This window comes from Pseudomonas sp. QL9 (assembly GCF_041409665.1).
In the GTDB taxonomy this organism is placed as follows: Bacteria; Pseudomonadota; Gammaproteobacteria; order Pseudomonadales; family Pseudomonadaceae; genus Pseudomonas; species Pseudomonas knackmussii.
The window spans coordinates 2,706,863-2,721,641 of sequence record NZ_CP166971.1 but is presented as its reverse complement, the minus strand read 5'-3'; the positions used below and the strand labels follow the sequence as shown (position 1 = coordinate 2,721,641).

Genomic DNA, 14,779 nt, shown 5'->3' with positions numbered 1-14,779 from the left:
GCAGGCGCCCTCCCCATGGGGAGGGCGATGGGGCGAGGTTAGTCGACGAAGGCGAAGCCGTGGCGCGCTTTCGTGTCCTTGATCGCGCCGAGCACGGCCAGCAGGCAATCGTCCCGATAGCGTTCCAGCTCGGCGATGCTGCGGCTGCCCTGCTGTTCGCTGGTGCCTTCGACCACCTTGTCGATCAGCGACTCGGTGAGTTCCGGCGCCGGCAGGTAGGTCCAGGGCAGCTGCAGTGCCGGGCCGAACTGCGCCATGAAGTGGCGCATCCCGGCGTTGCCGCCGGCCAGGGTGTAGGTCAGGAAGGTACCCATGAACGACCAGCGCAGGCCGGCGCCGAAGCGGATGGCGTCGTCGATCTCGCCGGTGCTCGCCACGCCGTCGTTGACCAGGTGCAGGGCCTCGCGCCAGAGCGCTTCGAGCAGGCGGTCGGCGATGAAGCCGGGGACTTCCTTGCGCACGTGCAGCGGGCGCATGCCAAGGTTGCTGTACACCGAGATGGCTGCCTGGACGGCCGCCGGGTCGGTCTTTTCGCCGCCCACCACTTCCACCAGCGGCAGCAGGTACACCGGGTTGAACGGGTGGCCGACCACGCAGCGCTCGGGGTGGATGGCGTCGGCGTAGAACTCGCTGGGCAGCAGGCCCGAGGTGCTGGAGGCGATGATCGCGTCGGGCTTGGCGGCGGCGCTGATCTTGGCATGGACGTCGAGCTTCAGGTCCAGGCGCTCGGGGGCGCTTTCCTGGATGAAGTCGGCATTGCGCACGCATTCCTCGATGGTGGCGACGAAGGTCAGGCGGTCCTGCGAGGCCCCGGGCGCGAGGCCTGCCTTCTGCAGCGCCGGCCAGGCGTTGGCGACGCGCTGGCGCAGCACGGCTTCGGCGCCCGGCGCCGGGTCCCAGGCGATGACGTCGAGGCCGTGGGCCAGGGCGCGGGCGATCCAGCCGCTGCCGATGACGCCGCTGCCAAGGGCGGCGAAGGTCTTGATTTCGGTGATGTAGGACATGCAAGGCTCCAGCGAAAATGGGGACGGGCTTTTCGTAGGGCGCATAACGCGCAGCGTTATGCGCCGATCCGGCGGCGGATAACCCGTTCCGGGTTATTCGCCCTACGTCGACGTATGCGAGTCCGGATCAGCGCGGCTTGAGGTTCATCTTCTTGCGCCCTTCGGCGGGCGACAGGGCGCGGCCGCCGAGGCGTTCGATGATCTCGATGGCGCGCTCCACCAGTTGGCCGTTGCTGGCGTGCACGCCGCGGTCCAGCCAGATGTTGTCTTCCAGGCCGACGCGCACGTTGCCGCCCAGCAGCATGGCTTGCGCGACCATCGGCATCTGCGAGCGGCCGATGCCGAAGCCGGCCCAGGTGAGGCCGTCGGGAATGTTGTCGGCCATGGCCTTCATGGTGGTGGTGTCGGCCGGCGCGCCCCACGGGATGCCCAGGCAGATCTGGATCAGCGGGTCTTCCAGCAGGCCTTCCTTGAGCATCTGCTTGGCGAACCACAGGTGCCCGGTATCGAAGATTTCCAGCTCAGCCTTCACGCCCAGCTCGGTGATGCGTTTGGCGCCAGCGCGCAGTTGGGCCGGGGTGGAAACGTAGATGAAGTCGCCGTCGCCGAAGTTCAGGGTGCCGCAGTCCAGGGTGCAGATTTCCGGCAGCAGTTCCTCGACGTGCTTGAGGCGCTCCAGCGGGCCGACCAGGTCGGTGCCGGCGCCGAACTCCAGCGGCTGCTCGCCCTTGCCGATCTCCAGGTCCCCGCCCATGCCGGCGGTGAGGTTGATGATGATGTCGGTGTCGCTCTCGCGGATGCGTTCCACCACTTCGCGGTAGAGGTTCACGTCGCGGCTCGGCTTGCCGGTCTTCGGATCGCGCACGTGGCAGTGGGCGACCGTGGCCCCGGCCTTGGCGGCCTCGATGGCGGCGGCGGCGATTTCCTTGGGGGTGACGGGGATCGCCGGGTGCTTGCCGACGGTGTCGCCGGCGCCGGTCACCGCGCAGGTGACGATCACTTCGTAATTCACGGTTGCAGTCCTTCCTTCAGGCGTACGGAGGCCGTGCGCGGCGGCTGCCGCGCAGCGGGGAGTCGGTGATCAGTTGGCGGCGGTGAGGGCCGCGGGGTCGGCGGGCTTGCCGTCGAAGGTGGTCACGCCGTCGAGCCAGCGCTTGGCGTCCTCGGGGTGATCCTTGAGCCACTGCCGGGCCACATCCTTCGGGTCCTTGCGCTCCATGATCGGCACCATCAGCTGGCTTTCCTGGGCGGCGCTGAAGGTCAGGTTGGAGAGCAGGCGGCTGACGTTGGGGCAGCGCTGCGCATAGTCCGGCGCGGTGACCACCGAGACGCTGGCGCGGCCTTCGTCGGGGCCGAAGACGTCCTGGCTGCCGGTGAGGTAGTGCATCTTCATGTTGATGTTCATCGGGTGCGGGGTCCAACCGACGAACACCACCCACTCGTTGCGCTGCCCGGCGCGCTTGACCGCGGCGAGCATGCCGGCTTCGCCGGACTCGACCAGCTGGAAGCCCTTCAGGCCGAACTGGTCCTTGTCGATCATGCCCTTGATGTTGGCGTTGGCGCCGGTGCCCGGCTCGATGCCGTAGATCTTGTTGCCGAGCTTGTCGCGGTACTTGGCGATGTCGGCGAAGGTCTTCAGGCCGCCGTCATATACATAGTCGGGCACCGCCAGGGTGGCCTGGGCGTCGGCCAGGCTGGGTTTCTCCAGCACGGTGACCTGCTTGGCCTGGAGGAAGGGCGCGATGTTCTTGTCCATCGCCGGCTTCCAGTAGCCGAGGAAGATGTCCAGGCGGTTGTCGCGGATGCCGGAGAAGATGATCTGCTGCACCGCGTTGGTCTGCTTGACCCGGTAGCCCAGGCTTTCGAGCAGCACATCGCCCATGGCACTGGTGGCAACGACGTCGGTCCAGGCGACCACGCCCATCCGCACGTCCTGACAGGACGCCTGTTCGGCGGCCCACGGCGACTGGCTGGCGAGTACAGCAGCGGCGCAGCCTACCGCTTTGATCATTCGCTTCATGACTTCTCCCTCAAGGCCTTTGCGGCAATGGTTATCGTTGTTGTGTCATGCGGCCCCGCCCGGCGGTGGCTGGAGTCAAAACTACGCAGTGCCTGCGGCGAAAAATCGCACACCGGCGACCACCTCTTGCACAGCAGCGACCTCCCCGATTGCCAGCGCCCAATAAATGCTCCATACCGGTTGATCACCGCCCGAATCGCCCGGATGACGCCGTGTCCAATGACTTCTGGTTTCTCCTGCTGCCCGGATTTTCCGTGATGGGTTTCGTCTCCGCCGTGGAGCCGTTGCGCGTGGCCAACCGCTTTCGCGGCGAGCTGTACCGCTGGCACCTGTGCAGCGTCGACGGCGGCCCGGTGCTGGCCAGCAACGGCATGTCGATGAACGCCGACAGCGGCCTGGAGACGCTGCGGCGCGGCGATACGCTGTTCGTGGTCGCCGGCTTCGATCCGTTGGGCACCTGCAACCCGGCGCTGGTGCACTGGCTGCGCTGGCTGGATCGCGAGGGCGTGACCCTCGGTGGCATCGACACCGGCAGCTTCGTCCTCGCCGAGGCCGGGCTGCTCGAAGGCCGGCGCTGCACCCTGCACTGGGAGGCGCTGGACGCCTTCCGCGAGAGTTATCCACAACTGGAGGCAACCCAGGAGCTGTTCGAGATCGACGGCCCGCGCATCACCAGCGCCGGCGGCACCGCGTCCATCGACCTGATGCTCGACCTGATCGCCCGCGCCCACGGCCCGGAGCTGGCGGTGCAGGTCTCCGAGCAGTTCGTCGTCGGGCGCATCCGCACCCGGCAGGACCACCAGCGCCTGCAGCTGGCGAGCCGCTACGGGGTAACCAACAAGAAGCTGATCCAGGTGCTCGGCGAGATGGAGCGGCACACCGAACCACCGCTCTCGACCCTGGAGCTGGCCGAGCACATCCAGGTCACCCGGCGCCAACTGGAGCGCCTGTTCCGCCTGCACCTGCACGACACGCCGTCGAACTTCTACCTCGGCCTGCGCCTGGACAAGGCTCGCCAGCTATTGCGGCAGACCGACATGAGCGTGCTGGAAGTGGGCCTGGCCTGCGGCTTCGAGTCGCCGTCGTACCTGTCGCGCAGCTACCGGGCGAAGTTCGGCGTGTGCCCGAGTCATGACCGGGCGGCGTTGCCGAGGGTGGCGACCTGATCCGTATCCCCTGTAGGAGCGCGCCATGCGCGCGATTCGCGGCCATGGGCCGCTCCTACACGGTGGAATGAAGCGATTGGCAAGATCCGTGGGGTCTTCGTCATTTATCCATAACCCGGCCAGGCGCAGCATTACAGCAACTGCAACGCCACTCTCCGAGGAAAACAGCCATGAGCGAACAACGTCCCCCGCTTCCGCCCTTCACCCGTGAAACCGCCATCCAGAAGGTCCGCGCCGCCGAGGACGGCTGGAACAGCCGCGATCCGCAGCGCGTGTCCCTGGCCTACAGCCCGGACAGCCAGTGGCGTAATCGTTCGACCTTCCTGCGCGGCCGTCCGCAGATCGTCGAGTTCCTCGCCGCCAAGTGGCGCCGCGAGCAGGAATACCGCCTGATCAAGGAGCTCTGGGCGTTCACCGACAACCGCATCGCCGTGCGCTTCGCCTACGAGTGGCGCGACGACTCGGGCAACTGGTTCCGCTCCTACGGCAACGAGAACTGGGCCTTCGACGAGAACGGCCTGATGTTCGAGCGGCACGCATCGATCAACGACCTGCCGATCAGCGAGGGCGAGCGGCTGTTCCGCTGGCCGCTGGGAAGGCGGCCGGATGAGCATCCGTCCCTCAGCGACCTGGGGCTGTGACGGTTTCTGGGTTATTCCCCGTCAGGCCATCGCAAGCGCTGGCCCGAAGGGGAATAACCCAGTAAATAACGCCGTTACGCCGGCACCGCCGCCGCATCCGGCACGGTGGTGAAACGCTCCGCCAGGATCATCGACGCAGCCTTCTCGCCGATCATGATGCAGGGCGCGTTGGTGTTGCCGCTGACCAGGGTCGGCATGATCGAGGCATCGACCACGCGCAGGCCCTTCAGACCGTGGACGCGCAGCTGCGAATCAACCACCGCCATCGGGTCGTGGCCCATCTTGCAGGTGCCCACCGGGTGGAACACGGTGGCGGCGTAGTCGCGCAGGTGTTCGAGCAGCTGCTCGTCGCTCTGCACCTGCGGGCCGGGCAGCATCTCGGCGCCGCGGATGGCATCGAACTCGGGCTGGGCGAGGATCTTGCGCGCCAGCTTCACGCCTTCCACCAGCACCCGGCCATCGGCCTCGTCGGCGAGGAAGTTGTAGTCGATCTCGATGTCGCCGCCGGGCTTCACGCGCAGTTCACCGATGCTTTTCGGGCGCAGCACGCAGGTGTGGATGGCGTAGCCGTGGCCCCACTCGAACAGGCGGCCGCGATGGCTGCGGTAGCCGGGCACGAAGTGGAATTGCACGTCGGCCAGGCCGTCCGCCAGCGGGGTGCGGGCGAAGCCGCCGGCCTCGACGTAGTTGGTGGTCAGCCAACCCTTCTTGCGCAGCAGGTACTTGAACGGCGAGAGCAGCACCTGGCCCAGCGAACCGAGGGAGAAGCCCAGGCTCAGCGGGCTCGGCGAGCGCACCGTGACCAGGCCGTCGAGGTGGTCCTGGAGGTTCTTGCCGACGCCCGGCAGGTGGTGCCGCGCCTCGATGCCGGCGGCCTGCAGCTCGTCGCGCGGGCCGATACCGGAGGCCAGGAGGATCTGCGGCGAACCCAGCGAGCCGGCGCTCAGCAGCACTTCGCGGCTGGCCAGCAGGCGCTCGCCGCTGCGCAGCTCAAGGCCCGTGACCCGCGCGCCGTCGAGCAGCAGGCGATGCACCTGGCAGTCGGTCAGCACGGTGAGATTCGGGCGCTGCAGCGGCGCGACGAAAGCGCGGTAGCTGCTCAGGCGCTTCGCATCCTTCTGGGTCACGTTGTAGATGCCCACACCCTCGAAGTCGCGGCCGTTGAAGTCGTCGTTCTGGCGCAGGCCGATGCGCTGCGCGGCCTTCACGAACAGGTGCGACAGCGGGTTGGGGTCGCGCGGGCGGTCGACCCAGAGCTCGCCCTGGGTGCCGTGCAGCGCCAGGTCCTGGCCGAGGCGATTGCCTTCTGATTTGCGGAAGTACGGCAGCACTTCGCGCCAGCTCCAGCCCTCGCAGCCGAGCTCGGCCCAGCGGTCGTAGTCCGAGGCGTGGCCGCGGATGTAGATCATGCTGTTCATCGAGCTGGAACCGCCGAGGGCCTTGCCGCGTGGGCAGTGCAGCGCGCGGTCGTTCAGGCGCTTCTGCGGCGCGGAGAAGAAGTTCCAGCTGTATTTGCGGCTCTTGTACAGGGTGATGGTGCCGGCCGGGGTCTGGATGCGCGGGCTGGCGTCGCTGCCGCCGGCCTCCAGCAGGCAGACGCGCACCGAGGGGTCGGCGCTCAGGCGGTTGGCCAGCACGCAGCCGGCGGAGCCGGCGCCGACGATGAGGTAGTCGTAGGTGTTGGGATCGTGGGGCATGGGGGTCTCCTTGTTGCCCGAGGGCCATTCGCTGGGCCCCCGCGTTCGCGGGGGAGACGATGGAGAGCACGTGCCGACGATCTCCGGCTCTTCACGTCATCCCCGCGAACGCGAAAACCTAATCAGTGCGCCTCTTCCAGGTCGTCGTGCAGCAGCCCGAGGATCTCGCGCTTCATGTCGATGAACTGGCGGTCCATGACCATGTCCAGCGAGCGCGGGCGCTCGATGGGCACGTCGAGGATGCGTTTGATGCGGCCCGGGCGGGCGCCCATGACGTAGACGCGGTCGCCCAGCAGGATGGCCTCGTCGATGTCGTGGGTGACGAACACCACGGTCTTCTTGCTGTGGTCCCAGACGCGCAGCAGGAGCTTCTGCATCTGCATGCGGGTCTGGCTGTCGAGGGCGCCGAAGGGCTCGTCCATCAGCAGGATCTGCGGGTCGTTGGCCAGCGCGCGGGCGATGGCCACGCGCTGCATCATGCCGCCGGAGAGCTGCTTGGGATAATTGCCGGCGAAGTTCGCCAGGCCCACTTCGTTGAGGTAGTAGTCGACGATTTCCTTGCGCTCGGAGGCCGGCATGCCGCGGCGCTTGAGGCCGAACTCGATGTTCTCGCGCACGGTGAGCCAGGGGAACAGGGTGTAGCTCTGGAACACCATGCCGCGGTCCGGGCCCGGCCCCTCGACGCGCTTGCCGCCGACGTAGATGTCGCCGTCGGTGGGCTCGGAGAGCCCGGCGGTGAGGTACAGCAGGCTCGACTTGCCGCAGCCGGAGGGGCCGACGATCACCGCGAACTGCTGGTCCGGCACTTCGAAGGAAACCTTGTCCAGGGCGGCGAAGGTGCCGCCGTCCGGGGTGCGGTAGCGCAGGCTGACCTGCTCCACGCGCAGCCGGGGTTGCTGCGCGCCCTGTGCGGCGGGAGCCGCGTCGTTGCGATGCATAGCGGTTACTGCGCCCATGAGGCCACCTTCAGACGGATGATGCGGAACAGTTGGTCGGTGATCAGCCCGAGCAGGCCGATGATGGCGATGGCGAGGAAGATCACGTCCACCTGGAAGCCACGCATGGCCTTCAGGCTGATGTAGCCCAGGCCGCTGCTGGCGGCGACGAGTTCGGCCACCACCAAGTAGGTCCAGGCCCAGCCCATGGTCACGCGCAGGGTGTCGAGCACGCCGGGCAGCGAGGCCGGGCCGAGTACGTGCATGACTACGTCGCGGCGGTTGCAGCCCAGGGTGTAGGAGGCGTTGACCAGGTCCTTGGAGACCCCGCGGGAGACGTCGGAGATCATCACCAGCTGCTGGAAGAAGGTGCCGAAGATGATCACCGCGACGCGCTGCTCGATGCCGATGCCGATCCACAGGATGAACAGCGGCACGAAGGAGGTCACCGGCAGGTAGCGGATGAAGTTCACCAGGGGTTCGAGGAACGCCTGGACGATGCGGAAGCTGCCCATCAGCAGGCCCAGCGGCACGGCGACCACCGAGGACACCAGGAAGCCGATCATCACCACTTCGACGCTGGCCAGCACATGGGTGCCGAGGGTGCCGTCGCCGGCCAGGCGGAAGGCGGCCTCGACCACCGCGCCGGGGCTGGGCAGGAACATCGAGGGCACCAGCCCACCGTAGGAGAACAGGGCCCAGAGGCCGAGCACCAGGAGCCAGCAGACGGCGCTGGCGGACCACACCAGGCGTACCGGCAGCTCGACCTTGGGGGTCAGGCAGCGGCTGAGCCAGGATTGCGCGGGACGAGACATCGATTACCTCCATGCGGCCGGCCGGGGGCCTCCGCCAGGATCAGGGGTGGAAAAATCGGGTGGGAAGGCGGGCACGGAGCCCGCCGGGATCACTGGACGACGTAGCGGGTGTCGACCAGGTCGTCGTAGCTGACCTGGAAGGTCTTGCCCTGCAGCTGGGTCCAGGTGCTGTTGGCCAGGCCGATGATGTCCTTGATGTCGCCTGGCTTGCCGGGCGCACCGAGGAGCTTCTCGCTCATGGCCTCGTCGTAGAAGCGCACGCCCTTGGCGGCGTCGGCCAGGTCCTTCGGATCGGCCAGGTAGCCGCCGACGCCCTTGGCCATGATCGCGTAGGCCTCCTGCGGGTGCTCCTTGGTGTACTGCACGGCCTTGTACAGGCCCTTCACCAGCGCCTTGACGTCCTCGGGCTGCTTCTCGATGACGTCGCAGTTCAACGCCACCACGTCGACGATCACGCCTGGGGTGCTGGTACTGTCGATCAGCACCTTGCCGGTCTGCTTCTGGCGCACCAGCGACAGGTGCGGCTCCCAGGTCACGGCAGCGGGCACGCGGCCGGCGATGAAGGCGGTGGCGGCATCGTCGGCGGTCATGTTCTGCACCTTGATGTCGCTCATGCTCATGCCGGCGTTCTTCAGCAGGTAGGACAGCCAGAACTGCGACACCGAGCCTTCGTTGACCGCCACTTCCTTGCCCTTGAGCTGGGCCAGGCTGGTGACGTCCTTGCCCACCAGCACGCCGTCGCCGCCATGGCTGTCGTCCAGCGCGGCTACAGCCTTGAAGCAGAACTGCGGGCGGTACTTGAGGATTTCGTCGATGGTCGAGGCGGAACCTGAGAGCTTCCCGGAGGCCTGGGCGGCCATGTACATCGAGGCTTCCTCGATGGGAGTCAGCTGCAGGTCGAGGCCCTGTTCCTTGAAGTAGCCCAGGTCGCGGGCGAGGTACAGGGTGCCGTAGCCGACCCAGGTGGTATGGCCGATGGACAGGGTGCCGGCCTGGGCGGCACCGGCGGCGCCGGCGAGCAACCCGGCGAGGGCGAGGGGACGAGCGAGACGCACGAGCAAGGACTTGTTCATGAAGCACTCCCACAGCCGATTTGGCTTGTTATTGGATAACTGCGGCAGTGGCCAGGTGGCCGAAGATCGACTCTCACCGAATCTGTGCGACGCGGAGCTCTGCGGCTCCTGCACCTGTTGGCAGGCGGCGGTTGGCAAGAGGTGACAGGCCGATGGTGGCCGAAGCGAGAGGCTCGGAAAATTATTATTTATGTGGTTGCGACATAAGAAAAAGCTGCCTTCAGCTGGCCGCCCGGTCAGGATGTAAACCGCGGCCGAGTACAGGGTCGGCCAGGCACTATCGTTGATTGATGTGCCCTTTTTCGTCGAAACAGGCTTCCTGCCCTGACGCTGCATCCCCTGCTGCGCGCCCCGACCGACGCGGCCTAAGCGGCCTGCCACGGCGGTAAGGCGGCGGCATCGGCGATGCCGGCGAGGGATGCGGATGGCGCTTCTTCCGCTAAATTTCGGACAAGCCGAAGTCGCCATGTATCAAGGCCTTTACGGTCTTGACCTGGATGGCATATTCCCGGATCAGAGTTTTGTTAAGATTTGCTGAACTTCGATCGTCCCTTCCAGTCCGACGCACTTCATTGAAGGATGCCCAGGACGTACCGAGAGTCCCATGCTGCAACGCTATTTCTGGAAGCTGCTGCCCAAGAGCCAGCGCGCCTTCCTGCTCAGCCGAATGCCGGCCGAGGAGCGCCCGCTGGTGAACAAGGCAATGTCGGCGAAGGCGCACTTCCCCGACTACTTCCGCCAGCAGGGGTGCCTGTTCATCCACGTACCCAAGTGCGCCGGCAGCAGCCTTTGCGCCGCCCTGTTCGGCAAGGGTCGCCCCGGCCACCTGCCGCTGTACTGGTACGAACAGCAGTTCCCCCGGGATTACGCCGAAAGCTTCAAGTTCAGCTTCGTCCGCGATCCGCTGGAGCGCGCCTATTCGGCCTACGCCTACCTGCGCGGCAACCAGCTGGCCAAGCGCGACCAGGCGGCCCACGAGCTGGTCAGCCGCTACCGCGACTTCGACGACTTCATCCAGCAGTGGCTGCATCCGGAAAACCTGCACAAGCAACTGCATTTCGTGCCGCAGACCGATTTCCTCTGCGACTCCCTCGGCCACCTGGCGATGGATTTCATCGGCCGCCAGGAGAGCCTCGATGCGGACTTCCGCGCGCTCTGCGAACGCCTGAACCTGGACGTGCAGCTGCCGCACCTGAACGCCTCGCGCGAGCGCAGCGAACAGCCCGCCCGCGACCTTTGCAGCACCCGTACGCGCCGCCTGGTGCGTCGCGCCTACCAGCGCGACTACCAGCTGCTCGGCTACGAATGACGAGCCTGCCCATGACCGATACCCTGCACATCCACCCCCACGCCAGCAGCATCAGCCCGCAAGACCGCGCCCTGCAGAAAGGCCAGCAGCCCTGCTGCGTCTGGCTCACCGGGCTGTCCGGATCGGGCAAGTCGACCCTGGCCAATGCCCTCGAAAAGGCCCTCCATGCGCAGGGCATCCACAGCTTCCTGATCGATGGCGACACCCTGCGCAGCGGACTGAACTGCGACCTCGACATGAGCGAGGCCGGGCGTCGCGAGAACATCCGCCGGCTGACCGAAGTGGCGCGGCTGATGCTCGACGCCGGGTTGGTGGTGATCGTCTCCGCCATCACGCCGTTCCGCGCCGACCGCGAAGCCGCGCGCCAGCGCCTGGGCAAGGATGCGCTGCTCAGCGTCTACGTCAGCACACCGCTGGAAGTCTGCGCCGAACGTGATCCGAAAGGCCTGTATCGTGCCGCCCGCGAAGGACGCATCCGCAACTTCACCGGCATCGACAGCCCCTACGAGCCGCCGCTGGACGCCGACTGCGCGATCGACACCAGCCGCGTCGACACCGAACAGGCCACCGCCGCCCTGCTGGAGCAGGTCCTGCGCCGCTGCCGCAGCTGAGCCGCGCTTGCCCGCGGGCATCGCGGCTCGGCAAGATGCCGGCTCTATCCCTGCCGCGGAGTAGCCGTGTCCATCCTGTTCGAGGCCCTCTGGCCACTCTTCGCGCTCATCGTCGGCGGCTTCCTGCTGCGCCGTCGCGGCTTTCCCGGCGAAGCCTTCTGGCCGGCCGCAGAACGCCTGAACTACTTCATCCTGTTCCCGTCCCTGCTGTTCGCCAGCCTGGCCAAGGCGCCGCTGCACGATCCCGGCATCGGCCGGCTGGCGCTGGCGGTACTGCTCGGGCTGGGCGCGGCCTGGCTGCTGCTGTTGCTCTGGAGGCGCCTGCGCAGCTGGAGCGCGGCGCGCTTCGGCGCCCTGGCGCAAGGAGTGCTGCGCTTCAACACTTACCTGGGCCTTGCGGCGATCGGCAGCCTGTACGGCAAGGACGGCCTGACCCTGGCCGCGCTCATGCTGGCGCTGCTGGTGCCGGCGGTGAACCTGATGTCGGTCTGGGCGCTGACCGCCGAGCGCGGCATCGGCCCGCGCGCTCTGTTGCTGCCGATACTGAAGAACCCGCTGATCCTCGCCTGCGCCGCCGGCGCGCTGGTCAACCTGGCCGGCATTTCGCTCGACGGTGGCGGTGCCCGGCTGTTCGATCTGCTCGCAGTAGCCAGCCTGCCGCTGGGCTTGCTCTGCGTAGGCGCTGCGCTGCAACCCAAGGAGCTGCGCGCCGAGCTGCCTGCCCTGCTCGGCTGCTGCGCTACGCGCCTGCTGGCGATGCCGGCGCTGGCCTTCTGCATCACCCGGCTGCTCGGCCTGGCGCCATTGGAGAGTGCGGTGCTGGTGCTGTTCTTCGCCCTGCCGACCGCACCGACCTCCTATGTGCTGACCCGCGAGCTGGGCGGCGACAGTCACCTGATGGCCGGCGTCATCACCCTGCAGACCCTGCTGGCCGGCGCCAGCCTGCTGCTGGTGATGGGCCTGGTGCAGGCTGCGGGCTGAGGCCTCAGAGCGAAGGCACCGGCGCATTGGCCGGCCAATCGAGCACGCCCTTGTCGTTGAAGCGCACGGTGCCGAACAACCCACCGGCGAGCTTGCCGCTGAGCTCGTAGGGCAAGCCCTTCAGCGGTTGCGCGTTGCCCAGCCCCCAGGCCTGGCGCACCAGGCGGAAGGCGGAAATGCTCACCGGCACGCTCAACACCTGTTCGCCGAAGCGCGGCACCTGGCCGCTCTGGTCGCTGACGCCACTGGCCAGCGGCCGCCCGTTGACGCTCAGGTCCAGCGCTACGCCGTGGTAATCGATGTTGCTGTCGTTGGGGTTCTGCACCCGCAACTTGACCGCGAAGCGCGCTTCCATGCCCTGCCCCGGCAACGGCTCCAGCCCGACCAGATCGACCCGCAGCGGGTCGCTGCCACCGAACCAGCTGGCGCAGGCGCCCAGGTTGAGCAGCAGGGCCAGGGTCAGCAGATGGCGTAGAACGGAGCGGATGGGCATGCGGTTTGGCCTTTCGGGGACGGAGGTCGGGAAAGTCTAGCTGGGTGTGCCTGCGCCACGGCGATCCTACAAATTCTCCACAGGCTCATCCCGCCGGGGCTTTACTCAGGGAAAGCATCACGGAAAGCACTGCCGGGCGAACCCTCGCGGGAATACGAGGGTCTACCATGACAGTCAGATGACAAAGAACGGCCATGCTGACCCTGCCGTCCACGGGCACCAAAGGACGTCGGGCGGCGCGCTGTACGAGGGGGGCCGCCATGCTGAAGCTGCTCGATCTGCTGTCCGCCGTTGCCCTGTTGGTGTGGGGCACGCACATCGTCCGAACCGGCATCCTGCGGGTGTACGGCGCCAACCTGCGGCGCATCCTCAGCCGCAGCGTGCAGAAGCGCCCGCTGGCCTTCGCGGCCGGCATCGGCGTCACCGCGCTGGTGCAGAGCAGCAATGCCACCGCCCTGCTGGTCACCTCCTTCGTCGCCAGCGGCCTGATGGCGCTGGCCCCGGCGCTGGCGATCATGCTCGGCGCCGACGTCGGTACGGCGCTGATGGCGCGGGTGTTGACCCTCGACCTGTCGTGGCTGTCGCCGCTGGCGATCTTCTTCGGCGTGGTCTTCTTCCTGACGCGCAAGCAGACGCCGCTAGGGCAACTCGGCCGGGTCTTCATCGGCCTCGGGCTGATCATCCTGGCGCTGCAGTTGATAGTCGCGGCGGCCGAGCCCATGACCCAGGCCAAGGGTGTCAAGGTGCTGTTTTCCAGCCTGACCGGCGACGTCATGCTCGACGCCATGACCGGTGCGCTCTTCGCCATGATTTCCTACTCCAGCCTGGCCGCCGTACTGCTCACCGCGACCCTGGCGACGTCCAAGGTGATCTCGCTGAAGGTCGCGCTGTGCCTGGTGGTCGGCGCCAACCTGGGTAGCGGCATCCTCGCCCTGATCGGCACTACCGCACAGAACGCCGCCGGGCGCCGCGTGGCGCTGGGCAGCTTGCTGTTCAAGGTCGCCGGCTGCGTGCTGGTGCTGCCGCTGATCGGCCCGTTGTCGCAGTGGGTCGACGGCTGGCCGTTCCGCACCCAGGAGCTGGTGATCGCGTTCCACGTGCTCTACAACTCGGTGCGCTGCCTCGCCTGCCTGCCGCTGACCAGCCACATGGCCGCCTTCTGCACGCGCCTGCTGCCGGACCGGCCGACCCCGGAAGATCGCGTGCGCCCCCGCCACCTCGACCCGGCGGCACTGGAAACGCCGAGCCTGGCGCTGGTCAACGCGGTGCGCGAGACCCTTCGCATGGGCGATATCGTCGAGCAGATGCTGAACAACCTGCTGGACGTGATCCGCACCGGCAACCCGCTGCTGGGCAAGGAGATCCGCAAGCTCGACGACGACGTCGACGCCCTCTACACGGCGATCAAGCTGTACCTGGCGCGCATGCCCCGCGAGGACCTGGTGGAGCGCGACAGCCGGCGCTGGGCGGAGATCATCGAACTGGCGATCAACCTCGAACAGGCGGGCGACATCATCGAGCACATGCTCAGCGCCGTGCAGGACAAGAAGACCTCCCGCAGCCGCTCCTTCTCCGACAACGGCTTGGCCGAGATCACCGCGCTGCACAGCCAGCTGCAGGTCAACCTGCGCCTGAGCCTGTCGGTGTTCCTCAATGGCGACCAGGAAGGCGCGCGCCGCCTGCGCCGCGCCAAGCAGCGCTTCCGCCTGCAGGAACGGCGCTACGCGCACTCGCATGTCGAACGCCTGCGCCAGCAGGTCGTGCAGAGTATTGAAACCAGTTCACTGCACCTGGACCTGATTTCCGATATGAAGCGCCTGAACTCGTTGTTCTGCGCCATCGCCTACGCCGTGCTGGACAACCCCGACACGCTCCCCGGCGAGCTCGAGGAGGCCCTGGAGGCCCTGCAGGAGGACGACGTTCGAGGACTGGAGGAACAGCGCCTGCCGACATCCCCTTCGGATTCCAGCGCCATCGGATAAGAGCGCTCCGAAGCATGACGCCAAGACGCTGACACTTTTCATCCGGATCGGG

The 14,779-nt window shown here is 67.2% G+C and carries 14 protein-coding genes; 6 read left to right on the top strand and 8 right to left on the bottom strand.

All coding sequences use genetic code 11. The features are described from left to right. Nucleotides 1–38: 38 nt before the first annotated feature. The 3 genes from ACA097_RS12885 to choX all read right to left on the bottom strand — a co-directional run bounded on the left by ACA097_RS12885 (nucleotide 39) and on the right by choX (nucleotide 3,024). On the bottom strand, nucleotides 39–1,004 hold the full coding sequence (locus ACA097_RS12885; protein WP_160288838.1) for an L-carnitine dehydrogenase: 966 nt from the start codon (nucleotides 1,002–1,004) through the stop codon (nucleotides 39–41). Between the two features lie 127 nt (nucleotides 1,005–1,131). After that, a complete protein-coding gene (locus tag ACA097_RS12880; protein WP_160288839.1) occupies nucleotides 1,132–2,016 on the bottom strand; it encodes a 3-keto-5-aminohexanoate cleavage protein in 885 nt (294 codons plus the stop codon). A 69-nt stretch (nucleotides 2,017–2,085) separates the two neighbouring features. Then, nucleotides 2,086–3,024 (bottom strand): choline ABC transporter substrate-binding protein, encoded by a 939-nt coding sequence (gene choX, locus ACA097_RS12875; RefSeq protein WP_043256667.1) that lies wholly within the window; start codon nucleotides 3,022–3,024, stop codon nucleotides 2,086–2,088. A 212-nt stretch (nucleotides 3,025–3,236) separates the two neighbouring features. On the opposite strand from choX, the gene ACA097_RS12870 reads away from it, so the two are divergent. Together ACA097_RS12870 and ACA097_RS12865 are read left to right on the top strand one after the other, a co-directional pair. Next, nucleotides 3,237–4,190: a GlxA family transcriptional regulator gene (locus ACA097_RS12870; protein ID WP_371370331.1), complete on the top strand. Its 954-nt coding sequence runs from the start codon at nucleotides 3,237–3,239 to the stop codon at nucleotides 4,188–4,190. Between the two features lie 170 nt (nucleotides 4,191–4,360). Further along, the gene (locus tag ACA097_RS12865) at nucleotides 4,361–4,831 is read left to right on the top strand and encodes a nuclear transport factor 2 family protein (protein WP_043256670.1); all 471 of its coding nucleotides are present in this window, start codon (nucleotides 4,361–4,363) and stop codon (nucleotides 4,829–4,831) included. 74 nt (nucleotides 4,832–4,905) lie between these two features. Here ACA097_RS12865 and ACA097_RS12860 read toward each other — a convergent pair whose 3' ends face one another. The 4 genes from ACA097_RS12860 to ACA097_RS12845 all read right to left on the bottom strand — a co-directional run bounded on the left by ACA097_RS12860 (nucleotide 4,906) and on the right by ACA097_RS12845 (nucleotide 9,351). Then, nucleotides 4,906–6,528 carry a GMC family oxidoreductase gene (locus ACA097_RS12860; protein ID WP_371370330.1) on the bottom strand — a complete coding sequence of 541 codons (1,623 nt, stop codon included), beginning with the start codon at nucleotides 6,526–6,528 and terminating at the stop codon, nucleotides 4,906–4,908. A gap of 122 nt (nucleotides 6,529–6,650) precedes the next feature. Then, a complete protein-coding gene (locus tag ACA097_RS12855; RefSeq protein WP_043256673.1) occupies nucleotides 6,651–7,484 on the bottom strand; it encodes an ABC transporter ATP-binding protein in 834 nt (277 codons plus the stop codon). Beyond that, entirely contained in the window at nucleotides 7,472–8,278 is an 807-nt protein-coding gene (locus tag ACA097_RS12850; protein WP_043256675.1) for an ABC transporter permease, read from the bottom strand. The genes ACA097_RS12855 and ACA097_RS12850 overlap by 13 nt, the downstream gene beginning before the upstream one ends. An 89-nt stretch (nucleotides 8,279–8,367) precedes the next feature. Next, entirely contained in the window at nucleotides 8,368–9,351 is a 984-nt protein-coding gene (locus ACA097_RS12845) for an ABC transporter substrate-binding protein (protein WP_043256676.1), read from the bottom strand. A gap of 604 nt (nucleotides 9,352–9,955) precedes the next feature. Here ACA097_RS12845 and ACA097_RS12840 point away from each other — a divergent pair. The 3 genes from ACA097_RS12840 to ACA097_RS12830 all read left to right on the top strand — a co-directional run bounded on the left by ACA097_RS12840 (nucleotide 9,956) and on the right by ACA097_RS12830 (nucleotide 12,252). Continuing rightward, nucleotides 9,956–10,660, top strand: a complete 705-nt coding sequence (locus ACA097_RS12840) for a sulfotransferase family 2 domain-containing protein (protein WP_371370329.1) — start codon at nucleotides 9,956–9,958, stop codon at nucleotides 10,658–10,660. An 11-nt stretch (nucleotides 10,661–10,671) separates the two neighbouring features. Continuing rightward, nucleotides 10,672–11,271 (top strand): adenylyl-sulfate kinase, encoded by a 600-nt coding sequence (cysC, locus tag ACA097_RS12835; protein ID WP_371370328.1) that lies wholly within the window; start codon nucleotides 10,672–10,674, stop codon nucleotides 11,269–11,271. A gap of 66 nt (nucleotides 11,272–11,337) precedes the next feature. Then, complete coding sequence (locus ACA097_RS12830) at nucleotides 11,338–12,252, top strand: AEC family transporter (RefSeq protein ID WP_043256690.1); 915 nt, start codon at nucleotides 11,338–11,340, stop codon at nucleotides 12,250–12,252. Between the two features lie 4 nt (nucleotides 12,253–12,256). On the opposite strand, the gene ACA097_RS12825 is transcribed toward ACA097_RS12830, so the two are convergent. After that, nucleotides 12,257–12,745 carry an LEA type 2 family protein gene (locus ACA097_RS12825; RefSeq protein WP_371370327.1) on the bottom strand — a complete coding sequence of 163 codons (489 nt, stop codon included), beginning with the start codon at nucleotides 12,743–12,745 and terminating at the stop codon, nucleotides 12,257–12,259. 260 nt (nucleotides 12,746–13,005) lie between these two features. On the opposite strand from ACA097_RS12825, the gene ACA097_RS12820 reads away from it, so the two are divergent. Further along, entirely contained in the window at nucleotides 13,006–14,727 is a 1,722-nt protein-coding gene (locus ACA097_RS12820) for a Na/Pi cotransporter family protein (protein ID WP_043256694.1), read from the top strand. Nucleotides 14,728–14,779: the final 52 nt, after the last annotated feature.